Source organism: Rhodococcus sp. NJ-530 (genome assembly GCF_003860625.1).
Taxonomy (GTDB): domain Bacteria; phylum Actinomycetota; class Actinomycetes; order Mycobacteriales; family Mycobacteriaceae; genus Rhodococcus_F; species Rhodococcus_F qingshengii.
In genome coordinates this window covers 4,966,179-4,990,810 of the sequence record NZ_CP034152.1, presented here as the reverse complement: position 1 = coordinate 4,990,810, position 24,632 = coordinate 4,966,179, and the positions used below count along the sequence as shown (strand labels likewise).

22 protein-coding genes and 1 riboswitch are annotated in these 24,632 nt (G+C 63.0%); of the genes, 12 read left to right on the top strand and 10 right to left on the bottom strand.

The genetic code is table 11. The features are described from left to right. Positions 1–121: 121 nt before the first annotated feature. Both EHW12_RS23140 and EHW12_RS23135 read left to right on the top strand, forming a co-directional pair. Positions 122–778, top strand: a complete 657-nt coding sequence (locus EHW12_RS23140; RefSeq protein ID WP_007733534.1) for a TetR/AcrR family transcriptional regulator — start codon at positions 122–124, stop codon at positions 776–778. Continuing rightward, a complete protein-coding gene (locus EHW12_RS23135; protein WP_007733533.1) occupies positions 775–1,401 on the top strand; it encodes a TetR/AcrR family transcriptional regulator in 627 nt (208 codons plus the stop codon). Before EHW12_RS23140 ends, EHW12_RS23135 begins: the two co-directional genes overlap by 4 nt. 4 nt (positions 1,402–1,405) lie before the next feature. Here EHW12_RS23135 and EHW12_RS23130 read toward each other — a convergent pair whose 3' ends face one another. Next, complete coding sequence (locus EHW12_RS23130) at positions 1,406–2,584, bottom strand: acyl-CoA dehydrogenase family protein (protein WP_039973350.1); 1,179 nt, start codon at positions 2,582–2,584, stop codon at positions 1,406–1,408. A gap of 187 nt (positions 2,585–2,771) precedes the next feature. Here EHW12_RS23130 and EHW12_RS23125 point away from each other — a divergent pair, with 187 nt between their 5' ends. Beyond that, on the top strand, positions 2,772–4,493 hold the full coding sequence (locus EHW12_RS23125) for an FUSC family protein (protein WP_125051840.1): 1,722 nt from the start codon (positions 2,772–2,774) through the stop codon (positions 4,491–4,493). Here EHW12_RS23125 and EHW12_RS23120 read toward each other — a convergent pair. Beyond that, positions 4,469–5,431 (bottom strand): sigma-70 family RNA polymerase sigma factor, encoded by a 963-nt coding sequence (locus EHW12_RS23120; RefSeq protein ID WP_030535346.1) that lies wholly within the window; start codon positions 5,429–5,431, stop codon positions 4,469–4,471. The two genes, EHW12_RS23125 and EHW12_RS23120, sit on opposite strands and share 25 nt — an antisense overlap. A gap of 277 nt (positions 5,432–5,708) precedes the next feature. Here EHW12_RS23120 and EHW12_RS23115 point away from each other — a divergent pair, with 277 nt between their 5' ends. Genes EHW12_RS23115 through EHW12_RS23090 form a run of 6 tightly spaced genes read left to right on the top strand, consistent with a single transcriptional unit; the run spans position 5,709 to position 12,078 of the window. Beyond that, a complete protein-coding gene (locus tag EHW12_RS23115) occupies positions 5,709–6,788 on the top strand; it encodes an ABC transporter substrate-binding protein (RefSeq protein ID WP_007733528.1) in 1,080 nt (359 codons plus the stop codon). Next, positions 6,785–7,606 carry an ABC transporter ATP-binding protein gene (locus EHW12_RS23110; RefSeq protein ID WP_003940477.1) on the top strand — a complete coding sequence of 274 codons (822 nt, stop codon included), beginning with the start codon at positions 6,785–6,787 and terminating at the stop codon, positions 7,604–7,606. The genes EHW12_RS23115 and EHW12_RS23110 overlap by 4 nt, the downstream gene beginning before the upstream one ends. Beyond that, positions 7,599–8,471 (top strand): ABC transporter permease, encoded by an 873-nt coding sequence (locus EHW12_RS23105; RefSeq protein WP_007733521.1) that lies wholly within the window; start codon positions 7,599–7,601, stop codon positions 8,469–8,471. Before EHW12_RS23110 ends, EHW12_RS23105 begins: the two co-directional genes overlap by 8 nt. 31 nt (positions 8,472–8,502) lie before the next feature. After that, positions 8,503–9,849, top strand: coding sequence for an LLM class flavin-dependent oxidoreductase (locus EHW12_RS23100; RefSeq protein WP_125051838.1), 1,347 nt, complete (start codon positions 8,503–8,505; stop codon positions 9,847–9,849). Beyond that, a complete protein-coding gene (locus EHW12_RS23095; RefSeq protein WP_125051836.1) occupies positions 9,846–11,078 on the top strand; it encodes an MFS transporter in 1,233 nt (410 codons plus the stop codon). The genes EHW12_RS23100 and EHW12_RS23095 overlap by 4 nt, the downstream gene beginning before the upstream one ends. A 13-nt stretch (positions 11,079–11,091) precedes the next feature. Continuing rightward, a complete protein-coding gene (locus tag EHW12_RS23090; RefSeq protein WP_063315901.1) occupies positions 11,092–12,078 on the top strand; it encodes an LLM class F420-dependent oxidoreductase in 987 nt (328 codons plus the stop codon). Positions 12,079–12,087: 9 nt separating this feature from the next. Here EHW12_RS23090 and EHW12_RS23085 read toward each other — a convergent pair whose 3' ends face one another. The 5 genes from EHW12_RS23085 to EHW12_RS23065 form a co-directional block, all read right to left on the bottom strand. After that, a complete protein-coding gene (locus EHW12_RS23085) occupies positions 12,088–12,750 on the bottom strand; it encodes a DUF3239 domain-containing protein (protein WP_007733514.1) in 663 nt (220 codons plus the stop codon). Between the two features lie 74 nt (positions 12,751–12,824). Next, positions 12,825–14,903: a membrane dipeptidase gene (locus tag EHW12_RS23080; RefSeq protein WP_125051834.1), complete on the bottom strand. Its 2,079-nt coding sequence runs from the start codon at positions 14,901–14,903 to the stop codon at positions 12,825–12,827. Positions 14,904–15,005: 102 nt separating this feature from the next. After that, positions 15,006–16,664, bottom strand: coding sequence for a DNA repair helicase XPB (locus EHW12_RS23075; protein WP_003940219.1), 1,659 nt, complete (start codon positions 16,662–16,664; stop codon positions 15,006–15,008). Between the two features lie 180 nt (positions 16,665–16,844). Then, positions 16,845–17,921 (bottom strand): alcohol dehydrogenase catalytic domain-containing protein, encoded by a 1,077-nt coding sequence (locus EHW12_RS23070; protein WP_030535354.1) that lies wholly within the window; start codon positions 17,919–17,921, stop codon positions 16,845–16,847. Beyond that, on the bottom strand, positions 17,918–19,111 hold the full coding sequence (locus EHW12_RS23065; RefSeq protein WP_064444225.1) for an LLM class flavin-dependent oxidoreductase: 1,194 nt from the start codon (positions 19,109–19,111) through the stop codon (positions 17,918–17,920). Before EHW12_RS23065 ends, EHW12_RS23070 begins: the two co-directional genes overlap by 4 nt. Before the next feature lie 215 nt (positions 19,112–19,326). Between EHW12_RS23065 and EHW12_RS23060 the strand changes: the two genes are divergently transcribed. Together EHW12_RS23060 and EHW12_RS23055 are read left to right on the top strand one after the other, a co-directional pair. Continuing rightward, a complete protein-coding gene (locus EHW12_RS23060) occupies positions 19,327–19,638 on the top strand; it encodes a hypothetical protein (protein WP_003939736.1) in 312 nt (103 codons plus the stop codon). A gap of 54 nt (positions 19,639–19,692) precedes the next feature. Further along, positions 19,693–20,343: a TetR/AcrR family transcriptional regulator gene (locus EHW12_RS23055; RefSeq protein ID WP_003940633.1), complete on the top strand. Its 651-nt coding sequence runs from the start codon at positions 19,693–19,695 to the stop codon at positions 20,341–20,343. Positions 20,344–20,767: 424 nt separating this feature from the next. Here the strand turns inward: EHW12_RS23055 and EHW12_RS35920 are convergent, their stop codons facing one another. Next, positions 20,768–20,893, bottom strand: coding sequence for a hypothetical protein (locus EHW12_RS35920; protein ID WP_007733507.1), 126 nt, complete (start codon positions 20,891–20,893; stop codon positions 20,768–20,770). A gap of 87 nt (positions 20,894–20,980) precedes the next feature. Continuing rightward, positions 20,981–23,305 (bottom strand): helicase-associated domain-containing protein, encoded by a 2,325-nt coding sequence (locus EHW12_RS23045; RefSeq protein WP_030535357.1) that lies wholly within the window; start codon positions 23,303–23,305, stop codon positions 20,981–20,983. A 60-nt stretch (positions 23,306–23,365) separates the two neighbouring features. Here EHW12_RS23045 and EHW12_RS35435 point away from each other — a divergent pair, with 60 nt between their 5' ends. Next, positions 23,366–23,554, top strand: coding sequence for a hypothetical protein (locus EHW12_RS35435; RefSeq protein ID WP_019744939.1), 189 nt, complete (start codon positions 23,366–23,368; stop codon positions 23,552–23,554). Between the two features lie 83 nt (positions 23,555–23,637). On the opposite strand, the gene EHW12_RS23035 is transcribed toward EHW12_RS35435, so the two are convergent. After that, entirely contained in the window at positions 23,638–24,201 is a 564-nt protein-coding gene (locus tag EHW12_RS23035; protein ID WP_003939675.1) for a transglycosylase family protein, read from the bottom strand. An 8-nt stretch (positions 24,202–24,209) separates the two neighbouring features. Beyond that, positions 24,210–24,430, bottom strand: a riboswitch (cyclic di-AMP (ydaO/yuaA leader). Between the last annotated feature and the right edge of the window lie 202 nt (positions 24,431–24,632).

The window sequence follows — 24,632 nt, the reverse complement described above, 5'->3', positions numbered from 1 at the left end:
TGTCAACAGCGGTTGATGTCAGAATTCAACTGATTGACATCGGGCGATGTCAGTTCGCTTGCGGAGGTCGCCGCGATAACCTGAGGTCGAGAGCGCTGCCGGTCAGTGAGAACATGGGGACATGACGGATACCGAGGCTCGGCGCACCGGCCCGCGCAGGTGGCGTGGGCAGGAACCGGAAGATCGCCGCGCCGCGCGCCGGACACAGCTGATCGAAGCCGGGTTGCAGATCATGGGCACCGAGGGAGCGGCCGCCGCGACCATGCGTGCGACCTGCCGCGAGGCCGCGCTGACCGAACGGTACTTCTACGAGAGCTTCGCCAACCGTGACGAACTGCTGGTCGCCGTGCTCGACGAGGTCGTTCTCGGTGCGCGTGACACTATTCTGGACGCTCTCGAGGCGGCGCCTTCCGAACCGTCGGCCCTGATCCGCCACGTGGTGAAGGCCTTCACCAACTACGTATTCAAAGATCCTCGACGTGGACGCATCATGTTCGTCGAATCCCAGGCGGAACCTGCGCTGTGGGATCGAGGGCGAGAATTGATGGCGGAGTTCACGAATCCGATTTCCGCGTCGCTCGAGCTGATGTACGGCGGCGAGGCAACCGACTCCGCGAACTCCGAACTCAATTCGGTGGGGCTGTTCGGTGCCCTCGCGTTCATCTATCAGGCGCACACCCCGTCCTCCAAGATCTCTCGAAAGCGTTTGGTGGAGCACATTTCGCTCATGGTCGAGGCGCAGGCGACGGTCAACAGCACGCCCGCGAGAAAAGAATGACGTCCGCGTCGGCCACAGGCGGAAGGCGTCTCGGTCCCGAAGACCGGCGTGAGCAGATCATTGTCAGCGCGGCAAAGGTTTTCGAGGAGAAGTCTTTTGCCGACGTCTCGATGACCGAGTTGGCCAAGGCGGCTGGGGTCGGACGTCCGCTGCTCAATCATTACTTCGGCTCCAAGCGGGAGTTGTATCTCGACGTCGTGCGGCGGTTCGTCTTCATTCCCGAAGTGGCGGTGGACCGCATTCCGCGATCGGCGAGCCAGGAGAAGCGGATCGGCGCCGTGATCGATCGGTGGCTCGACGTCGCCTGGCGTCATCGCGACATGTGGATCTCGACAATCATGTCCGACGACCTCCGCCGTGATCCCGAGATGGATCGGATCCTGCAGGATGCTGACGACGTTGCTGCGCGACGCATGATGGATGCGCTCGAGATTCGACCGAGTGAAGGCAGCGCGGCTGCTGTTCATTCGATGATCGTGGCGTACGGAGGCTTGGCGAAGGCCGCCAGTAAGCAGTGGTTGGTGACGGGAGCGCTCGACCGCGAACAGGTGCACCTTCTGCTGGTACGCAGTTTGCTCGCCATCGTGCGTGACGTTCTGCCGGCGTGCGAGGCGGATTCCTGATTGCTCAGAGTGATCTCGCCACGAGGTCCTTCATGACTTCGTTCGATCCGGCGTAGATTCGCTGAATACGAGCGTCGGCGTACATCTGAGCGATGGGATATTCGAGTATGTAGCCGTACCCGCCGTGTAGTTGCACGCAGCGGTCGATCACGGCGCACTGCTGGTCGGTGAGCCAGTACTTGGCCATCGCGGCGGTAGTCGCATCGAGCTGCCCGGCAACGTATTTGACGATGCAGTCGTCGATGAACGTTCGTGAGATACGAGCGATGGACGCGCACTCGGCAAGTTCGAAGCGGGTGTTCTGCAGATCGAAGAGCGTTTGCCCGAACATGTTTCGGGATTTGGTGTACTCGACGGTGAGGGCGACTGCACGCTCCATTGCCGCAGTGGCTGCAACTCCGCAGATCAATCGTTCAGGCAGTAGCTGCTGCATCAGCTGGGCAAACCCTGTGCCTTCGCGGTCCCCGAGCAGGTTTGTTGCAGGCACCCGCAAGCGGTCGAAGAACAGCTCGGTGGTGTCCTGGCCCTTCTGTCCGACCTTCTCGAGTATTCGCCCGCGCTCGAAACCCGGTGTGTTGTCATCGACCTCGGCCACGATGAGCGACACTCCACGCGCTCCGAGGCTGGGATCGGTCTTGGCGGCAATAATCACCAGATCACAATTGCGACCGTTGGAGATGAAGGTCTTTGCGCCGCTGATCAGATAGTCGTCACCGTCGCGGACGGCTCGGGTGGTGATGTTCTGCAAGTCGGATCCGGTGCCGGGCTCGGTCATGGCGATTGCGCCCACCCACTCGCCACTCACCAGCTTCGGTAGCCAGCGCTGTTTGTGCTCGTGATCGGCGTAGGCATTGAGGTAGTGCGGCACGATTCCCGAGTGCACGCCGAGTTGGAGTGAATGATCACCCGCCATGACCTGCTCGTGGAACAGCACGGCGTCGTGCGCGAAAGTTCCTCCTCCGCCGCCGTACTCGGTGGGGATCGACATGCCGGCGAGCCCGAGCGCCCCGAGTTCCCGATATGCGGATTTGTCGGGAAAACCTTGGGACGCGAAGCGTTTCTGATGCGGTGTGACGTGTTTGGCGAAGAAGTTCCTTGCCAGGTCGGCCACGGCCTCCAATTCGTCGTCCATCCACGGGGACCGTCGTTCTGCGGTCCGGGTTGCGGTAGATCCTTGCGTCATCGTGATTCTCCCGATCGATGAAGTGCGACCCGCGAGCGGATCCGACTCCACCTATCATCCACACTGTTGACATAGTGTCAATAAAGGGGTGGTTGAATCGACCTCCGGACCCGCCTCGAATTCCACGTCGGCCGCCCGCAAGAATGGGACGACACAGACACGAACAGGCCGGCGCGAAGGATGGGCAGTGGACCCCGAAGAAACATCAGCGGGTCATGAGTCCGACCTCCCGGCTCCGCGGCCGGCGCGCAGCGTCCTGTTCGGATTGCCGCCGGTGGGAAACCGGTACCCCGGAGCGGTTCGCGTCGCCCTCGCCCTGGCGATTCCGGCGGCCATCGCCACACTGCTCGGATTCGGGTCTGCTTCGCTCCTGGTCGGCCTCGGTGCATTTGCATCGATCTACGGTGAGGGTCGTCCGTACCGGAGCAGGTGGAAGGCAGTCGGTATCGCTGCGACGGCGCTGACGATCCTGTCCTTCGTCGGGGCATCGGTGGGTGAGCCCGTCCACCGAGCCATCGCCGAGGGAGCGCCGACGGTGCTGCTCGTCTTTGTCGTGCTGATCATGGCCGTCGTGGTGTCGACCTGCGCCTTCACCGTCGACGCGCTTCGATTGGGTCCACCGGGCGCGTTCTTTCTGTTGCTCACCACCGAGATCAGTTCCGTGATCGCCACTCCCGGTCAGCCGCCGGTCGAGGTCGCGATGTGGACGGCAATCGGTGGGATCAGCGCGGTGGTCGTCTCGATGACGGGAATCCTGTGGGCACCGAGAGCTGTCGAACGCAGCGCTGTACAGGCAGCCGTCTCGGCCGTTGCGGAGTACACGGACGCTCAGGCGAGGTACGCCCCACCCGAACTCACGCGAGACAAACGCCACGCTGCAGCACTTCGGCTGCACGACGCGTGGCAGTGCCTTTACCGCGGCGCAATCGTCGGGAAAGACCACCCGTTGACCCGTGAACTCGAACGAGCGCAGATCTCGATGGCCAGAGCGATCTCCGACGACCACGATCCGGAGCTCATGGCGGACCCCGCGTTCGACGTCGACGAGGTCGGGGCCCACCCGCCTCTGCCCGACTCGACGATCCGATATCGGTTCCTCCGCGCCTGCAATCCGTCCAGCCGAGCGTCGGTGACGGCACTTCGGCTGTCCATTGCCTGTATGGCGGCGGGAACCCTCACCGTCCTGCTCGGCATCGATCGCCCGGACTGGGCGGTGATCGCCGCGGCGATGGTCCTTCATCAAGGACCGGATCGAATACTGGGCACCTATCGCGGAATCCACCGCATCGGTGGGACCGTCCTCGGGTTGATTCTGTTGGGTGCCATCTACTCCTGGAGTCCGACCGGTCTGTGGTTGGTGGCGGTACTTGCAGTCCTGATGGCGGGGATCGAGCTGTTCCTGGTGCGGAATTACGGGATAGCCGTCATCTTCATCACCGCCCTCGCGATTCTCCTCGGCGCGGCCGGTGGTGCGCACGGGACCGTCCGACATCTGATCCTCAGCCGCATGCTCGAGACGGCAATCGGCGTCGTCGTGGCGTTGGTGGTCCTGTGGACGGTGGGGCGCGGTGCGCATCGACGCACTCTGATCTGGGTCGACGAGCGGGCGGGTAGCGTCCTGTTCAAGCTGCTGACCGAAATTCGCGCGAGGCACTATGCACCACAGGCGAATTGGTCGGAGCTTTCGGAGCTTCGTCGGGACCTGGACTTCGAACTGCGAGGTAGCGCGATGGCCGGGATCGACGCCGCCCACAACGAACCCGAGTGGGCGTCGCAGCAGTGGAGGACGCACACCGAATTGCATCATCTGGGATCGGATGTACTGCACCGACTGTGGTTCGGCACGCAGGTGTCCAGATCACACCTCGAGGAATGGGAGTCTCGCTACTTGCGTTCGGGTTCGGTGTGATCGAGCATCGGCACAGCGCTGAACTTGGCTGGATTCGCAATGTCGTAGGCCGCGCACACGACTCCGTCGCGGACAGTGAAGCCGGCAACGCGAGCGGCGAACTGCGGGTACTGGTCGTCCCCCGGTGAGCCGGCGAATACACCGCCGAGCTGTCCGTTGACGAGAACCGGTGACATCGAGAACACCGCTGCCGGTCCGTACTTGCGGGCCAATCCCAGATAGAACCGCGCGACACGATCGCTGCCGCGCACAATGTTGACAGCCGTGCGGGTAGTTCCGCCTGCGTCACCGATCAGGACGGCATCGGGATCGAGTGCACCTATCACGGCGTTCAGATCTCCACTCGCGATAGCCGTCACCAATCGCTCGACGGCAGCAGCATGCTCCTCGCTACTGACCGGGACCGGCGCCGACGCTGCGGCTTTACGGGCCCGCGAGGCCAACTGACGGGCAGTGGCTACTTCGATGTCGAGGATGCGCGCAACCTCGGCGAAGGGCACGTCGAAGCCGTCATGCAGGACGAAGGCAACGCGTTGAGCGGGAGTAAGGGTGTCCAGGACGACGAGGGCAGCAAAACGATTCTGTTCCTGCGTCACGACGTACTCCAGCGGATCGGGTGTCGCTGAGGGTGTGCCCGAGGTGGCGTCGACGGGCGTGACGATCGGCTCCGGAAGCCACTGTCCGACATAGCTTTCTCTTCTGACCGCGGCCGATTTGAGATGATCGAGGCAGATCCGACCGACAACAGTGGTGAGCCATCCGCGCAGCTCGCGGATCTCGAGGTCGCTTCCTTGTCTCGATTGTGCGACTTGCAAGCGTATCCATGCCTCCTGCACCGCATCCTGAGCGTCGCTGAAACTTCCGGTGAGACGGTAGGCCACCGACGTCAGGTGGCCACGGTGTTGCTCGAAGTCCTGCGCAGTCGTCGGCGAAAGCATGCCCTCATGATACGGACCTCACACATTAAATCCGGCATGAATGTAACCGTTGACCCAGGTAGTGGGTGCCGACGTATGGTTTCGGCACTGCTCACGGCTCGATCCTGTCTGCACATTCATTGGAGTCTCACGTGTTTCGGTCTTTCCCGCTCATGTCGCTCAACTGTTGTCGTTGAACTGACATTCCCCACACCTGCCTGTGCCGAGCGCCGCACACGGCGCTCCGGACAGGTGTAGCCGAGAACTGAACCAATCATCTTCTACAGGAAGCAACTTCATGATTCGCCCTCGTTTCGCGCGCTCGGTAGCCGCGGTCGTCGCTCTTGTCACTCTGTCCAGTTTTGCCGTTGCCTGCTCGGGCTCCTCCGACGAAGTGGTCAAGACCGCCGACGGCAAGACCGTCCTGCGGTACGAGGGCAGCACCGGACAGGTCATCTACCCCGAACTGGCCGCTGACCTCGGCTACTTCAACGACGTGGAGCTCAACTGGATCGGCGATACGACCAGCGGCCCTCAGAGCATTCAGAACGCAGCGACCGGTCAAACCGAGTTCGGCGGAGCGTTCAACGGGGCGGTGGTGAAGTTGGCTTCCGCGGGTTCACCGATCACCTCGGTCATCGGGTACTACGGCTCCGACAAGGAGAGCTTCAACGGGTACTACGTTCTCGACGACAGTCCGATCAAATCGGCGAAGGACCTGATCGGCAAGAAGGTCGGGATGAACACCCTCGGTGCGCACCACGAGTTCGTCGTGCGTGAATGGCTTGCGCGGGAGGGGCTTACACCGGACGAGATCAAGCAGGTGGAACTGATCGTGGTTCCGCCGGTCAACACGGAACAAGCTTTGCGGCAGGGACAGATCGACGTCGCCACCCTCGGCTCGGTCTTCCGTGACTCCGCGCTCGAACGTGGTGGCCTTCGCGAGCTGTTCACGGACGAATCGTTGTTCGGCTCGTTCACCTACGGCACGTTGGTGTTCCGTGACGACTACATCGCGCAGAACAAGGAGGCGGTCGCCGATTTCGTGCAGGGAACAGCGAGGGCCATCCGCTGGACGCAGACACACCCACGAGAAGAAGTGGTCGCGAAGCTGACGTCGATCATCAACAGCCGCGGACGCAACGAGGACACCAAGCTCATCAGCTACTGGAAGAGCCCAGGAGTCGCCGGCCCCGGCGGAACGATCACCGATACCGAGATCAGCACGTGGATCGACTGGCTCACCCGTAACGGCGAACTCGAAGAAGGAAAGTTGAAGCCGTCGGACATCTACACCAACGAATTCAACCCGTACGCCAACGGAACGTATTCACCCGACAGCGGCGCTGACGGACAGGCACTGGAGGCAGCAAAATGAGCACAGAACCGAAACTACGGCTCGAGCACGTCACCAAACAGTTCGACATTCGTGGGACCGACGAAGTTTTCACCGCGGTCGAGGACATCAACATCGACGTGGCGCCGGGGGAGTTCCTGGTCCTCGTCGGGCCGAGTGGTTGCGGCAAGTCGACTCTGCTGGACCTCCTCGGAGGACTCAGTTCGCCCACTTCCGGTCGAATCCTTCTGGACGGCAAGCAGATCACGGGCCCAGGCTTGGATCGGGGAATCGTCTTCCAGCAATACGCGCTACTTCCATGGCGAACTGCACGTCACAACATCGAGTTCGGACTCGAAGCGAAGGGCGTGAAGAAGAGCGAGCGACGCGAGCTCGCCGAGCATTACCTCGAACTGGTCGGTCTGCAAGGTTTCGCGGATCGCTATCCGCACGAGTTGTCCGGTGGAATGAAGCAGCGAGTCGCGATCGCCCGCAGCCTGGCATTCGACCCCGAAGTGTTGCTGATGGACGAACCATTTGCTGCGCTGGACGCACAGACGCGAGAGTCGCTGCAGGACGAGCTTCTGCGCATCTGGAAGGCCACCGGCAAGACCATCTTGTTCATCACCCACGGAATCGACGAGGCCATCTACCTCGGGCAACGTGTTGCAGTACTGACTTCGCGGCCGGGGCGCGTCAAGACGATCGTCGACATCGACATCGACCGGTCCGGCGACGACGTGCGATCAGGTGAGGAGTTCCGAGTGTTCCGGCACCGGATCTGGACGCTGCTGCACGGTGAAGTCGAGCGCGCTCGGGCCGGCGAACTCGATCCTGCCAAGGAGGTTGCACATGTCTAGCGCATTGGCGACGCCGGAGGTGGTCGCCACCCCGAAACCGTTGGCCGACAAAACACCTGACATTGCACAGCGGAGCCAGGCCGGCGGCAAGGCGGCGCGCTACATTCGTTCCACCGCCTGGCGGATTGCCAAGCCGTCGATTGCGATCGCGATCTTCCTCGGGATCTGGGAAGCGGCACCTCGGCTCGGGCTGGTGGACAAGGTCTTCCTCCCGCCCTTCACCGAAGTTGTGTCCGCATTCTTCACTCTCGCCGAGAACGGACAATTGCAAGAGCATGTTTCGGCCAGTCTGACGCGTGCGCTGACCGGATTCTTCGTGGCCATCGCGATCGCGATTCCGTTGGGAATCGCGATCGCCTGGTACCGCCCGGTCTCCGACTTCCTCAACCCGATTCTCGAATTGTTCCGCAACACAGCAGCCTTGGCTCTGCTTCCCGTCTTCGTGCTGATTCTCGGAATCGGTGAGGAATCGAAGATCGCCCTGGTGATCTACGCCTGCACCTTCCCGATTCTGCTCAACACGATCTCCGGTGTGCGAACAGTGGACCCCCTGCTGATCAAGTCCGCTGCCTCGCTGGGGTTCTCCTCGATTCGGCTGTTCCAGAAGGTGGTTCTGCCCGCCGCTGTTCCCACGATCTTCACGGGTATCCGCATGGCAGCCGCGTCGTCGATTCTCGTGCTGATCGCCGCCGAAATGGTCGGGGCCAAAGCCGGTCTCGGGTATCTGATCACCGCTTCACAACTCAACTTCCAGATCCCGAACATGTACGCGGGCATCGTCGCGATCTCGTTGTTGGGTCTGACAATCAACGCGATTCTGGTCCTGATCGAACGTCGGCTCTCGCGCTGGCGCGTCACCACCTGACCACACATTCACGGAAAGATTCTGCGAACTCATGTCCGAACGACAATTTCATCTGAACGCCTTCCTGATGGGCGTCGGCCATCATGAGGCGGCGTGGCGCCACCCACGCACAAATGCGGCCAACCTCCTGGACGTCAAGCACTTCCAGGAATTGGGGAGAATCGCCGAGCGTGGAAAGCTGGACTCGGTGTTCTTCGCCGACGGTCTAGCAGTCGGCCCGCGGGTCAAGTACAACACCCAGGCGATCTTCGAACCCGTCACCTTGCTGTCGGCGATCGCGGCGGCCACCGACAAGGTGGGGCTGATTGCAACCGCGTCGACCAGTTACAGCGATCCATACACTCTCGCAAGGAAGTTCGCTTCCCTCGATCACATCAGTGGCGGACGAGGCGGGTGGAACATCGTGACGTCGGCCGGCGCCGACGAGGCCGCGAACTTCGGCCTCGATGCGGTACCGACGCACAGCGGTCGTTACGAGCGCGCCGAGGAGTTTCTCGACGTGACGCTCGGACTCTGGGACAGCTGGGAAGAGGGGGCAGTTGTCCTGGACGAAGAGACCGGAATCTTCGCCGATCCTGATCGTGTCCATCGCATCGACCATGACGGTCAACGATTCACGGTGGCTGGCCCGCTCAATTCGCCGAGGTCTCCACAGGGACGTCCGCTGCTTGTACAGGCCGGTTCCTCCGAGAGCGGTAAGGATTTCGCGGCGAGGTATGCCGAAGCCGTGTTCACCGCTCAACGAACACTCGAGCAGGGGCAGGATTTCTACACCGACCTCAAAGCGCGGCTGATCAAGTACGGGCGTAGTCCCGACGAGATCAAGGTGCTGCCAGGCATCGTTCCCTTCATCGCGGATACGGAAGACGAAGCCAAGGCACTGGAGCAGTCGTTCACGGATCTCATCTCACCTGAGTACTCACTGCGCCAACTCTCGAACATGGTGGGCGTCGACCTCACCGAGCATTCGCTGGATGCCCCGCTGCCACCGTTGCCGGACATCGATCGCATCCAAGGAAACAAGAGTCGATACCAGCTCGTCAAAGACCTTGCAGAGAGCGAAAACCTCACCGTCCGTGAACTGATCGGCAAACTCGGCGGTGGCCGTGGGCATCGGACATTTTCCGGGACACCGGAGCAGGTCGCGGACGAGTTGACCGAATGGTTCGACAAGGGCGCCGCGGACGGCTTCAACATCATGCCGCCCTATCTGCCTGGAGGGCTCGAGGTGTTCGTCGACCGGGTCGTGCCGATTCTGCAGGCGCGTGGGCTCTTCCGGACCGAATACACGGAATCCACCCTGCGGGGTCACTACGGCCTCGATCGTCCGGCGAATCGGTTCTCGCGGGCCGCTGACGCGGCAGAAGTGAGCGCGTGACGGAAACACTGCCCAAGGAACAGCCGGCGATTGCCGGTCTCAAGCCACTGGTCACAACGGTTTTCGTACCGGCGGCCATCTTCGGGATCGGTCAGGGTGCGGCTGCCCCCATCATGGCCGTCACCGCGCGCGACCTGGGTGCCTCGGTTGCCGTCGCCGGCCTGATCGTTGCACTCGGTGGTTTGGGCGCCGTACTCGGTGACCTCCCCGCCGGCAGGATCGTGTCGCGTTTCGGTGAGCGCAGGTCGATCATCGGCGGAAGTTCCTTGGGTGCAACAGGAGTGGTGATCTGTCTCCTTGCACAGACTCCGTGGACGCTCGGTATCGGCGCACTGTTGACCGGATTGGCGAATGCGGTGTGGGGCCTTGCGCGGCAGAGCTACCTCGCCGAGACCGTGCCACTCGGTCTACGGGCCCGAGCAATGTCGTCGTTCGCTGCGATGTGGCGGTTGGGTTTCTTCCTGGGACCGCTCATCGGGGCCGGCGTGATTCTCCTGGTGGGAGCGCGCGGAGGATTCCTTGTCCAGTTGGTGGGCGTCGTGCTCGCCGGGGCGCTGATGGCCCGCGTTCCCGACCCGCCACGAAAGGTGCAGGCAGGCAACAGCGATCACGGACACGTTACGCTCCCGGAGATCCTTCGCCGTCATCGTGCCGCTCTGTCGACGCTCGGGACAGGCTCCCTTCTGATGGGCGCCGCCCGCGCTTCGCGTGAGGCCGTTCTTCCATTGTGGGCATTGCACCTCGGATTGGATGCAGCCCAGGTGAGTGTGATCTTCGGTATCGGTGCGGCCGTGGACCTGCTGTGCTCGTACCCGGCCGGACACATCATGGACCGATACGGCCGCAGGCTGGTCGCGGTGCCTTCGCTGACGGTGATCGGTGTGTCGTACCTACTGTTGCCGTTCTCGACGGGTGCAGTGGGATTGACCGTGGTCGCTGTCGTGATGGGGATCGGCAACGGGCTGGGCAACGGCGTGATCATGACCCTCGGTGCCGATATCGCCCCGCCCGAAGAACGCGCCGAGTTCCTCGCTGCATGGCGATTGACTCACGACACCGGCATGTTCGGTGGGCCGCTCGCGATCGGTCTACTCGCCGCGGTGCTCCCACTCGGGTGGGCATTCGCCGCTCTGGGCGCGACGTCGTTCGCCGGCGCGGCGATGATGTTCCGCTTCATTCCGGTCTACTCTCCGCGGGTGTCACCCCGGTCGCGCGTCGGGAAACTGTAGGTAGGCTCGCTACATGCGATTCGGACTGTTCGTACCTCAAGGCTGGCGTCTGGACCTGGTCGGCATCGACCCCGCGAAGCAGTGGGAGGTGATGCGAGACTTCACGCTGCGCGCGGAGGCAGGGCCGTGGGAGTCGGTGTGGGTCTACGACCACTTCCACACCGTTCCCCAGCCGACGGAAGAAGCGACTCACGAGGCGTGGACGTTGATGGCCGCACTCGGTGCGTCGACCTCGCGTATCCGACTGGGCCAGATGTGTACCGCCATGAGTTACCGAAACCCGGCGTACCTCGCCAAGGTCGCCGCGACCACCGATCTCATCACGGGTGGACGCGTCGAGATGGGCATCGGCGGCGGTTGGTACGAGCAGGAGTGGCGTGCGTACGGCTACGGTTTCCCCTCTGCCGGTGAGCGTCTGGGCCGCCTCGACGAAGGAATCCAGATCATGCAGCAGGCGTGGTCGACCGGCAGCTCGACGCTCGACGGCAAGTACTACCAGGTCGACGGAGCGCTGTGCCGTCCACTTCCGTTGCAAGAGGGCGGAATTCCCATCTGGGTTGCCGGTGGCGGCGAGAAGGTCACACTCAAGATCGCGGCCAAGTACGCGCAGTACACGAACTTCGACGGCACCCCGGCCGGCTTCGCGCACAAGTCCGAAATCCTGAAGAAGCACTGCGACACCGTCGGTAGCGATTTCGACGCCATCGTCCGTTCGGCCAACTACAACGTGGCCATCGGCGCGACGGAATCCGAGGTGGCTCAGCGGTTGGAGACACTGAAGGCCCGACTGACGCCGTTGGTCGGCGAAGCTGCCGCCGATGCGTCGCTCGATGCGTTCCGCGGAATGCCTGCCGTGGGTACGCCCGAGCAGATCATCGAGAACCTGTCGGCGCTCGCGGCGCAGGGACTCGAGTACGGAATCTTCTACTTCCCCGAGGCCGCGTACGACACGTCGGGAATCGAGATGTTCGAGAAGGAAGTGCTGCCCGCGCTCGCGTAACCGTTGGGGCTAGCGCAGCGAGTCAGGAAGATCGGCCGGGTTGATCAGAACCCGGCGATCGGGGTGGGTGCGAACTTCTTCGGAATCGGGAATCCGGCTCTGCAGGAAGTTCCACTCGCTCGCACTGACAGCAGCGATCGCGCGTGCCAGCACTGCCGAGTCCTTGGTCCCCCACTCGATCGGCATGGGACTGACCATCTGCCACGTGTCAGCCTTGCTGCGGGTGGAACGATCCGAACGCAGTGCGACCGACGGAATGCGGTCGCCGACTCGCCACTTCGGATTGAGTCGAACGTTGCGGCTGACGAGCGCGTACTGCGGTGCTCCGGCCGCAGGCTTCGCGATGTCGATCAATGCCGTCAAGGTCGCCGCTCGAGGGTGAACCTCGGTGACGATCGCGGGAACCAGTGGGTTGTCCGCATACAGAGATTCGACGCTTCCCACCTTGCGAGGTGCCCACACGGCAACCCACAGGGAACTGGCCGCACCGATGGCGAGGACTGCGCCGATGATGATGGACCACACCTCGCCCATGCTGATCAACCAGGCCCCGACCGCGGCGAGGACGATCGCGAAGATCACCGCAGAAATCTGCAGGCGGCGTACATCGGCCAGTGTGTCGTTGACCGACTTGGCATGAGCCTTGTCGACGGTGAACTGGAAGTCAGCCACGAAAAATTCCTTCGGGTGGTGCCGGACGATCTAGGACCGGCCCCCGATCGCCCGGGGACCGTCCACCAGCGTAGCTAGTTTCGCGCGCGCTCCCACATCTGCAGGTAAGCCTCGGCGCCGCGGCTCATGTCCTCGATGATGGTGTCGCCGTCGGCTCCCGCAGCGATGCGCATGTCCGCGATCCAGTCGGGAATCATCCCGTACTGCGCCACGCCGTCGGTGTTCACGTCGAAAACCCGGGTGCCGGCGCGCTGCTGGTCCATGACCGTGCCGTCGAAGGCGGTGTACGGATATTGCAGCGGATTTTCTGCGGCGTCGCCGCGCGGTGCGGCCTGCGGCCCGAAGCCGTTGGTGTCGGCGCCGTAGCCGAAACCGAAGTAGTAGTTCTCGCTTCGCATCGCCCGTGCGTCCCGCCACTGGTCGATGAACCCACGCTCTTCGGGCTTTTCGTCCGATGCGTCGAGTTGTCCGGCGTACAGGGCGACAAATCCGCCGAGTGCGTAGATCCGCTTGTACAGGCTCGGGTCGCTCCAGCTGTGACTGGAAACGACGCCGGAGTAGTTCGCAGCTTCGAGAATATCGAGAGCCGCTTCGGCGGTCTTGACGCTCATGTGATCGATGTCCACGATCATCCCTCGGTCCATCAAACCTCGGATCGTGTACGCGCCGAGGTCGGTCAGGCCGTGCGAATTGCATTGCGGACCAGAGGGGTACACCGGAAGCGTCACTCCGGGTGGGAGTACCGCGAGAAGATTCTGTGCGCCGTCGACCTTGGTGGGCAGCACATTGTCCTCGGCAACGCCGGTGCATGGTTCCGACTGCCAGAACTCCCCGGTGCCCAGGTAGTTGCCGATGTTGACGGCCACTCCGGTGACGCCGCCGTCGAAACGGGCACCGCCGAGGGCGTTGTCGAACTTGTGCGTGACGATCATCTGCCGGACACCGAGGTCGTACAACTCGTCCAGGCCGCGGTCGATGTCGTCCTCGGTGCACTGCGAAATACCGTTGCGCACAGAGCAACCGAAGGGTTCGGACACCTCCACCCCGAGGGTGACGGCCAGCTTTCCGTCGGCGGCCACCTGCCTGGCCTGTTCAGGGGAGCTCACGATGCGGAACCAACCCCGGCCGGGACCGCCGTACTGGGCGTCGATGTAGTCCTGGAGTTGGCGTGTCTGCTGCGCCTGGATCCGGACGGTCTCCATCTCGTCACAGGGATTTCGTTTACTCGGATACAGCTCGCACAGGACACGGTTGGCGACAAAGAGGTTGGTGAAGATTCGCAGACCGCCACGCCAGGCCCGCTCGACCCACTTGTAGTACGTCTGCTCGTGTGTCAGTGAATCGTGCGCCGGCCAGTCGGTGAAACTCGGCCAGCCGGTGGTGTCGTGAGTTTCGAAGGGATTGCCGTACGACAGAACGTTTTCGAGGAGCGCCGGTATCCCGTCGGGTTGATGGTCCGGGCAGTCGACGAGCGCTGCGGTGACGCCCTGAGGATCGAAAGGTCGGCCGCAGTGCAGGTTTCCGCCCATGAACTCGGAAGCATTCATGTGCACGTGTGTGTCGATGAATCCGGTGACTTCACCGTTCGGTCCGATTTCTCCCGGAACGCCGTTTGCGCCCACCTCCGCTTCGGGGAAGTCGGCGCAGCCGTCGCGCGGGATCAGCGTGAACGCAGATTCGGGAACGTCACCGGGATCGGACATCGTGAGCATCAAATCTCGCGAGATCAGTTGTCGGCCGTTCGAGGTCGCTGTCAGAACGAAGGACTCGCCAGTGGACATCACGGTCCAGTCGGTGGACGGAGTTGCTTCGGAAGTGGCGAGCACCGAGTCTGCGCCGTCGTGCGAGAGCATCGACCCGTCCGGGCCGTACAGCATGAATCGACCCAACTGGGCCGCATGTAGTCGGAACGGTTCGGCGTCTGCGGCTTTCGTTACGTCGGTGAGGTACGCCGACCCGTCACGACGGACGAAATCGCCGGACTCCGTACGAAGTGCGAAGCAACCGTTCGCAAGTGCGTACACCGAGTTCTGCGTGGTGGGAGCAGGACTCGGAGCGGCCGCACTGACGCCGGTCGTGGCGACGACGACGGCGGCAGTCAGCAGCGAAATGGTCCCGGCGAGCCGACCCCGTAGACGTGGAACTGAGCGCATGGTGCAGGTGACCCCCGGCCGATGGACACGACTGTGACTGGGGACACTCTACAGATAACTGGACGTATGTCCATTTTATTCTGCAACGTGTTGCAGAAATGCTCAGCCGATTGCAGGTCCGAGCAGGTCATCGGCGTCGGTGATCCGGTAGGCGTAGCCCTGTTCGGCGAGGAATCGCTGACGATGTGCCGCATACTCCGCATCGAGAGTGTCGCGCGAGACCACCGAATAGAAGTGAGCCTGACCGCCGTCGTGCTTGGGTCGCAACAGTCGTCCGAGGCGCTGAGCCTCTTCCTGTCTCGACCCGAAGGTTCCCGAAACCTGCACGGCGACAGACGCCTCCGGAAGGTCGATCGAGAAGTTCGCGACCTTGCTCACCACCAGCGTCTGGATCTCACCGTTACGGAACTGATCGAACAGGATCTCACGTTCCTTGTTCTTGGTGGATCCCTTGATCACCGGCGCGTTCAGGGCTTCGCCGAGTTCGTCGAGCTGATCGAGATACGCACCGATCACCAAGGTTGGTGAATCCGGGTGCTTGGCCAGAATCGACTTCACGACAGCAATTTTGGTGTGCGCCGTCGAGCACAGTTTGTAGCGCTCCTCCGGTTCGGCGACGGCATAGGACATGCGCTCGGCGTCCGTCATCGTCACTCGCACCTCGACGCAGTCGGCCGGTGCGATCCAGCCCTGCGCTTCGATGTCCTTCCACGGAGCGTCGTAGCGCTTGGGTCCGATGAGCGAAAAGACGTCGCCTTCGCGTCCGTCCTCACGAACCAACGTCGCGGTCAGGCCGAGACGGCGGCGTGACTGCAGGTCTGCCGTCATCCGGAAGACCGGCGCGGGGAGCAGGTGTACCTCGTCGTAGATCACCAATCCCCAGTCTCGGGAATCGAAAAGTTCGAGGTGCTTGTACTCGCCCTTCGTGCGACGTGTGATCACCTGGTACGTGGCGATCGTGACCGGCCGAATCTCCTTGCGCTCGCCGGAGTATTCGCCGATTTCTTCCTCGGTCAACGATGTACGCGCGATCAACTCACGCTTCCACTGACGACCGGCAACGGTATTGGTGACGAGGATGAGGGTGGTGGCCTTGGCCTTTGCCATCGCTGCGGCGCCCACCATCGTCTTGCCGGCGCCACACGGCAGCACGACGACGCCCGAACCGCCGGCCCAGAACGAATCCGCTGCCATCTGCTGGTAGTCGCGCAGTTCCCAGTGGCCCTCTTCGAAAGCGAGATCGATCGGGTGCGCTTCGCCGTCCACGTAGCCGGCGAGGTCCTCGGCCGGCCAGCCCACCTTGAGCAGCATCTGCTTGAGGCGGCCGCGTTCGCTCGGGTGGACGATCACGGTGTCGTCGTCGACCTTCTCACCGAGCATCGGCGAGATCTTCTTGTGTCGCATCACCTCGGTGAGGACTGCGCGGTCGAGGCTGACCAGGATGAGGCCGTGCACCGGGCTCTTGACCAGCTGTAAGCGTCCGTACCTGGCCATCGTGTCGACGATGTCGACCAGCAGCGGTTGTGGAACCGCGAATCGTGAGTACGACACGAGCGCGTCGACAACCTGCTCGGCGTCGTGTCCGGCGGCGCGGGCATTCCACAAGGCCAGGGGAGTGATGCGATACGTGTGGACGTGTTCGGGGGCCCGTTCGAGTTCCGCGAAGGGGGCGATTGCCTGCCTGGCATCGCCGGCGCGCTCGTGGTCGACCTCCAACAGCAGCGTCTTGTCGGATTGGACGATCAACGGTCCGTCGGTCACGGAATCCTCCTAGTGAAGCAAACGCGGCAGCCACAGAGCGTTGCGCCGCGTTGTCGGCTGACGCCAACCCTGCCATTGTCCTGGTATCGGGGCGCAGACGCCAACAGGCGACGCTCGCACAGCCCGAAGTAGAGGTGCCCGAGTGCGAGCACCCCTACGTCAACAGGGCAGGATCGACCGCTATTCCGGGAGGCCCGCGGGTAGTACGAGGATCTTCACGTGTTCGTCGGGTGCGCGCAGAGCTGCGAAAGCGTCCGAGACTCCATCCAGACCGACCCTGCCGGTGATGATCGCTTCGGCGTCGATCTCGCCGTCGGCGAGCCTCTGCAGGGTGATGTCGTAGGCATTCTCGTAAGGACCGTGACCGAAGTTGATCGAGATCCTCCGGAACTGCCCGACGACGGGAATGATCGTCTCGTCGCCGAACGGCGCAGCCAGAACCTGAATCCGCGAGTTGAACGGCAGAGTGTGCATCAGTTCTCCGATGACTCCCGCCCGCCCGCTGCATTCGTAGGCGATCAGAACTCCGTTCGCGGCCTGGCCGACAAGCTGGTTGCCTTCGGCGATCATTCGATTCCACAGTTCGATCGGATCCTGCTCGGCCGGATCGACGACGATGTCCGCGCCCATCTTCGCGGCGAGCTCGCGTCGTTTGGGGGAGGGCTCCGACGCGATGACGATCTGCGCTCCGCGCGCTTTCGCGGCGACGATGGCGCCCAGTCCGATCGTTCCGCAACCGATGACGAGCGCCGAATCGGCCGAGGTGAGGCCGGACTGTTGGAGATGCATCTCGCCGACGTGGAGAGGTTCGGCAAGTGTGGCGTGCTCGAGTGACAGGTGGTCGGGAACTTTGCGGACCCAGAACGCGTCGACGACTATGTGATCGCCGAACGCGCCGTGGTACTCGTTCGAGTAGCCGATGATCGTCGGGATCCCGGTAGCGGTGTCGGTGGCCAAGCCGATGCCGGCCACCCGATCGCCGATCGCGAAATCGTCTACTGCAGAACCGGTCTCGGAGACAATACCCGCGTATTCGTGCCCCAGCACCACTGGCGCGTCCGGATCGAAGGTGGCGAGCGGGTAGCCCCCGTCGTGCGCGACCTCGACGAATCGGCACGGGTCCTTCGACATGCTCAGGTCGCTGCCGCAGATCCCGCAGGCGACGACGTCGATGCGGATCTGATGGGGTGCCAACGGCGGCGGGTCGGCGATCTCGGTGACCGCGAATTCTCCCTGCTGGAAACGGACGGCCCTCATGCGCGCACGGCTCCCGTCTCGGCCGGCTGGCCGTAGTAGTCGGTATGGGCTTTGGTGATCGCTCCGACCAGCCCGCCGATCAGGTATTCGCGATTGTCCTCGGCGAACTGCATGCTCGCCTGACGCCCGACATTTCGCTTCCGGAAGTGCGGGACCACCTCGGAGGCGAACAATTCGTAGCTGCGTTTGGTGTCCTCCCAGCTCGCCATGTCGACGTGAAGGATCAAGAACGTGCCGAACCCTCCCGTCTTCTCGATCAGACGCTCGATCTGTGCGATCGCATCTTCGGGGGTACCGATGATCGCCTGACCGAACTCGCCGAGCGTGTCGTTGCGCCACTGATCGATGATTCCGGCAGGTGTATCTGCCCAGGCCGGGCTCTGGCCGGTCTGTCGATTCACGTAAGAAGCCATCGATCCGATCCGTCGGCTCACGGCGCGCTCGGCCTCGGCTCGGGTCTCGGCGAGGAACATCGGATTGACCACACGCCACGTCGCTCGGTCGGCGCGGTGGCCGTGTTCGGCCGAGACCTTCTCGTACACATCCCAGTTGCGATCCAGTGCGTCGAAGCCGCTGGGTGAACTCGCCGCCAATGAGAGCAGGGAGAGGCCGTTCTTGCCTGCGAGCACCGAACCGTTGGGAGAAATCGTGGACGCTGTCACTGTCTCGATGCCGTCCGCGCGATAGGTGGGCAGCTGTGCGCGTGCGTCACGCAACGTGAACCAGTCGGTTTCCATGTTGACGACCTCGCCGCGAAGCAACGCGAGAATGGCCTCGAGCGCTTCGCCCTGGCGACGACGCTGGTCCGACGGGTTGATGCCCATCATGTGTGCATCGAGGGGGATCTTGCCCGGGCCGGTGCCGAAGATGAGCCGTCCGCGGGTCTGCAGATCGAGCTGAGTGATGCGGTCGGCCGTGATCAACGGGTGGTGATAGGGCAGAGACGTCACGCCTGTGCCGAACTGGATGCGCTCGGTTCGCTCTGCGGCGGCCGCGATGAACATGTCCGGGGCAGGCACGATCTCGGCGCCGGTCGAATGATGCTCACCCATCCACGCTTCTTCGAATCCGAGGTGGTCCAGGTGTGTCATGAGGTCGATATCGCGTCTGAGTTGCAGGGCGGGATCGGCGTCGAGCGGGTGGTACGGGGCGAGGAAGGCTCCGAAGCGGATGGACGATGCGGACCACACGATGACAACTCCTGTCGACAGGGGAGTGATTTGGATCACTCGCTCTGATCGAGATGTCTAACATGGATCAACTGATCCAATAAGTTGAGCCTCCCGCACAGTGGGAGATTTGTAATCACCTGTAGTTCAACGTTATCTGGTGCAATGACGTCGGATATCGTTGTTGCAAGTCGATCGACTGAACCAAGTACTTTCCGAAGGAGTATTGAAGAGGTATGCAACTGGACGTCACAATCACCCCCGACTCCTCGACCGTCGAACTGAACAGTGTCGACGACTTCACCAGTCTCTCGGTCGTCGTTGGCGGCGACGATCGATCCGAGACTCTGAGTCGGGTACTGGAACCGTGGGGGGAACTCGAGGGGGATCACGTCTGGCTCGACATCGGCCACTTGGAGCAAGCCGTCGCTGCCCGGATCGGAAACACCGAGTGGAGACAGAAGTTCTCCGCGATGGTGGACTACGCACGCGCCCACGGCTGGGTGGATCGCGACAACAGGGTGCGAGCACACCGTGAATCACTCTGACTCCGCGTTCGCCACGGTTGAGACGTTTGTCGAGCCCGTGCGAAGCTCGTTCGTATGACCGACTCCCGGCAGAACCGTCAAGGCGACGCGACGCGTCTGCGTTTGCTCAAAACTGCTGAAAGGCTTTTCGCGACAGAGGGATTGGATGCAGTTTCGCTGCGCTCGGTCAACGCCGCGGCCGGTCTCGGGCCGTCATCGGTCCACTACCATTTCGGAACCAAGGACGATCTGGTCGCAGCGGTGCTGTTGGACATGGGAACGTCGGTGCGAGATCAGATCAGCGCGAACGTCGACGCCCTCTCCGCCGACAAGACGCCGCCGACGGTCGAGGCGCTGGTACGGGCCGTCACTGCGCCCTACAAGGCATTGCTCCTTCGCCATCGCACGCGGGGAATGCGATGGATCAGAATCGTCACGCAGATCTCGCAGCCGCAGATGTCACGACCGGGCCATCCAGCCCTCGAGGCGACCGAGCTGCACCTGCGTGAACATCTTCTCGACCAGGTCCGTCGTACTTTTCCTGCTACCGATCCCGAACGGCTCGAGACTCGCTGGGCGATTGCCTTGATGGGCTTCCTCCAGGCGTTGAGCCGGGCGGACGATTGGAGCGGAAGTGGCAAGCCGCTCGCGCCGGAGCGGCTTGCCGACTTCTACGAGGACCAGGTCGTCTTTCTGGTGGGTGGTGTGCGGCAGTTATTGGGGTGAGCGCCTAATCGATGCGTCTCCTATTTCTGCGCGACCACTGACTTCCGCATTTCCATTACATGAGTAATAGCTTCGGAAATTCCGGACCGGTAACCGATATTCTTTTCGGAATCACCCGGAGTGGAATCAAGCTCCGATTCGAGTCTCGTTTGAATGCGGTCCAGGGTATGGATTGTTCTTTTCACGATGGTTGATTCTCTTTCTGCGGTAAATCCGATAGAAGTATTCCGGATTGCCGAGCGTGTTCGTCGAGGACGCAGAGTGAAGCGAGGGTCATGCCCGCTGCGTACCCGCGCGAGCGTGCGTCAGTTCCTCGATTACGTGACTTGAACAGGTTGAACGTTTCGTGCAGGTGCACGAGGGTGTCGGTGGAGGCAGGCATTGGTCAGCTTCGCAATCAGCTCGTCTTCTCTGGACTTTGCTGTCAGCTCCGCTTCCGCTTACGGATGAACTCGGAAGACTCCGCAGTTTTCGCCCGCTTCTCCGCGCGGCGTTCCTTGATCGACTGGGCGGGTTTCTTCATGTTCTTACCCGGCGCCTTGTCAGCCATTGTCGCTCCTCATTTTTCGAAGTGGCAATCACAAACTGACCTCGACCATACTTCATTTACAGAAAAAAGCCAGTTGCTTCTTTTTTGCTACTTTTTTCCGGAGTCGACGGGGCTGACGGAAGTAATTCGGTGCAACGTGAAACGGCGAACCGCGCCGCTCGCGGGGTCGAAGGCGTCCAGCTGTCCGCCGCCCACGCTGACGGGGTCGACGATGCGATGCGTCGCGACCCCCTGGGCGTCGACGTAGCCGATGTTGACGCTCGAATTGTCTCGGGCCGCCGTGGCCAGCAAGGCGATGGTGGCGGCGTTGTTCTCCCGTGAACCGTCCGTTCGCACTCCGCCGCGGCCCGGGGCGGAAGCACGGTCTCCGGCCCGCATCGTGCGGACCAACGACGCCAGCTGATCCGCCGACGGGCTCGCCGGCATCCTCGACGCCGGTCGGCTGCGACGGTTGGGTACACGTGCCCCGCGTGGGCGGAGATCGACCAACGTGCCCGAGGAGTCCTCACCTGCCGGCGCGAATCCGGCGGCTCGCAGCTCGGTCAGGACTTCGCGGAGAGGGGCCTGCGAAATCGCGACGGTGGGAGCCAAGGCGCGCAGTGCCAACGGCTCGGCCACTGCGGATGCGAGGACCTCCGCCAGCAGTGACGCGTCCTCACATCGAATGAACGACGCCGCCACTCCGGCACGCAGTCGTCCGTGTCGACGGGCGACATCGTCGATCAGATACGAAAGTGATTGGGGGACAGGAGTCTTCGATTTCGAAGCGAACATCGCATGCAGTTCGGTGGCCGTCAGACCGGCGTCGAGCGCACGACGCACGCTGTCCTCGCTGATGCGGTACATGGACGCCGATCCGGCCGACTCGATGTCTGCGACCAGGCTCACCTGCTCGAGCAGGTCCGGTACCAGCGGGCCGGGCGCAACCAGAGTCAGATCCGCCTGGACCAGGATGTAGTCGATGGGCTCGGGTAGCGCGGACTGCATTTCGGCTTCGGCGTCCCCGCCGTGCAGCAAGGCTCGTCCAGGTGACGACAACGCGCCGCGGGCCACCAGCCCGAGAGCAGCGGCCTCGTCCAGAGTCCGCTCGATCGCGAACGTCCGCAGGCGCCCGCTCCATCGCGGGCGTCGCCACGCCAGCAGCCGACTTACCTCGACGGCCGACGCGGTCTGGCCGCTGTCGAGTTCGGAGAGCAGCCCCAGAATGGCCTGACGATCTCGCGGAGCCGCCGGAGCGCGGCCCTCCTCGGACAACGCCGCGATCGGCTTGTCGGTGGAATCGCGCAGCCCGATCATCCACGGGACTCGAGGTACGTCGACCCAGGCGGACGCCAGGACCTCCCACCGTCGCGCTGTGGATGCGTTCAGCCAGCCGTCGACCGCAAGCGTGGGCGTCCAGTATTCGTCCGCGTTGTCCGAGACCGGCGCCGGGTCTGGTGTTCCACTGGCGATGAGTCCGGCTGCCGAGAGCAACTCGACAAGTAGGCTCACGCGCGCTTCGTCGAGATCGGCCGTCTTGGCCACGCGTCGTAGTTCTCGAACACCGAGCCCACCGGCTCGCAGTGCGGGGGCCGGCGCTGCGCCCAGAACAGCGATCACGTTCTCGCATTGGCGTACCAACTCGAGCGCCTCGCCGGCTGCTGCGGCGTTCACGTCCGCCGGCTTGAGTTTGTCGCCCCCGATGACAGGTGCGGTCAGCGTCGTCGGATCGAAAACCGGCTCGCCGCGGATGACCTGACGAACCGTCGCCGGAAGCTCGACGGTCTGCTCGTCGAGCCACCGCAGCAGGCCGGCCGCCAGCAGTCGTTGAACCGGGCGCTCAGGCGGCGTTCCGGGGGCAGCGTCGCGGGTGCGACCGATCGGGCTGGAGTTGGCGAGTGTCTCGAGGAGATCCCGCTCGCGGGTGTCCAGAGCGTTGAGCGCAGCCGAGATCTCGGTCTCGGTCATCGCCTCGGCAGGTTCGAGGGCGCGCCCCACACGCCACGGAATCATCCCGATGACTGCCGGGACGACGCTGATGGGATCGACACCCCAGATGAGGGCGGACGCGCGCATCTTCGACAGAGACTTGTCGACGGCCTTCTTGGTGACCTTGCCCTTGCCGGTCAGGGCGCGTTCGGCGATCGCACTGTTGAGCTCCGCCCGCGTCATCGGAGTTTCCTCGGCGCCGGCCAGTGCCAACAATTCGAGAAGACCGAAATCGAGGGTGTCGAGTTCGTCCGCGGCTCGGCTGACCGACGCGCGTTGCTGTGCCCGACCGCTGAGAACCACCATCGTGCTCGGCGGCGGTACGGCCAGATCGGGGCGCAGACGCAGCAACTCCGTCAACTCGGCGTCACTGCGCGCCGAGAGCCAATCGGTCAGACTTTCGGCTGCGGAACTGCCCGCCGGGGTGCCACGTGTTTCGGTCATCAGGTATCAGATTAGAGACCTGGTCTGTACGGCGTAACGGCGTCCTGTCAAAATGACTTCGTGGCCAACAATTCGAAGCAACACTATGTAGATCCAGGATGGCCGGAAACTGCAGACGGAGATCACGCAGTGACCGAATTGTCATCGACCCGCGCAGGTGGACTTTCACCCTTCGGCGAGGACACCACCTTTCCGGTTCCGGTGGAGTCACTTCCTTACGTACACCCGCACACCGTCATCAACCGATAACAACTCGACACGAAGAAGGCCCGCACCGAATCGGTGCGGGCCTTCTTGATGTTCGAGCGTCCGAGCGGACAGTCTTGCCGGTGTTACTTGAGGAACGACTTCGCGGTGTCGGCGACTGCGAGGATCTGCGGGTCGACCGGGATGCCGTTGGCCTCGGCGAATGCGATTGCCTGATCGATGGCGTCGGCGACCGGGTGTGCAACGGTCTGTGCGACCTGCTGCGCCGGAGCCGGAGCTGCCTGAGGAGCCGTGGTGGCCGGAGCGGAACGCTCGGTGGCGCCGCTGCTCAGCCCGAGGCTGGAGGAGCAGGACGGCCATGCGCCCCAACCCTGGTTTGCGAGAACACGCTCGGCAACAACGATCTGCTGCTCGCGAGTGGCCTGGTTTGCGGTGGCTGCGTACTGTCCGCCGCCGTGTGCGTTCCACGTGCTGGGGGAGAACTGCAGTCCGCCCTGGTAACCGTTGCCCGTGTTGATGGCCCAGTTTCCGCCGGCCTCACACTGGGCGAGACGATCCCAGTCGGAGTCGGGGGCAGCGTTTGCGGTTCCGGTGGCTGCAATTCCTGCTACGCCCATGATGGCGCCGGTGACGGCGACCTTGGCGACAGTGCGGCCGGTGGTGGTGGGCTTGCGATGGCGTCCGCTCATGATGGTCGAAATCCTCTCCACACGCGCCTGCGAGGTCAGCTGTCGGGTTCGGGCTGAGAGGTCGCCCGGCCTCGCCTTTCCTGGCTGGAAAGGGTCTGGCTTCACCCCAAGATTCGGTCTTGCGATCGAACCGGTGTCCACTGGAGAACTTTTCTGTTCTCACAGAGGACTTTGGGTCCCCCGTCCTCGTCCCTGGAATGCTCTGTCGGAAGTCCGGTACCCGCGGGACAAGGCTTGGCGCGGCGGGCCGGAGGTGGCCGAGTTTCCCGGCCGAAAACGACGGTAACGGCTCGAGTCGCTCGTGTCACCATTTGATAACGCGGCGTGGCGAAGGACGTACAACGCGTCACACAAAGCGCAGGAGACTCTTCCCAGGTAGGTGGGGGTGACTGAGTGAATGTCGGGTTGTGTCCGTTCCGTTATCCATCCGT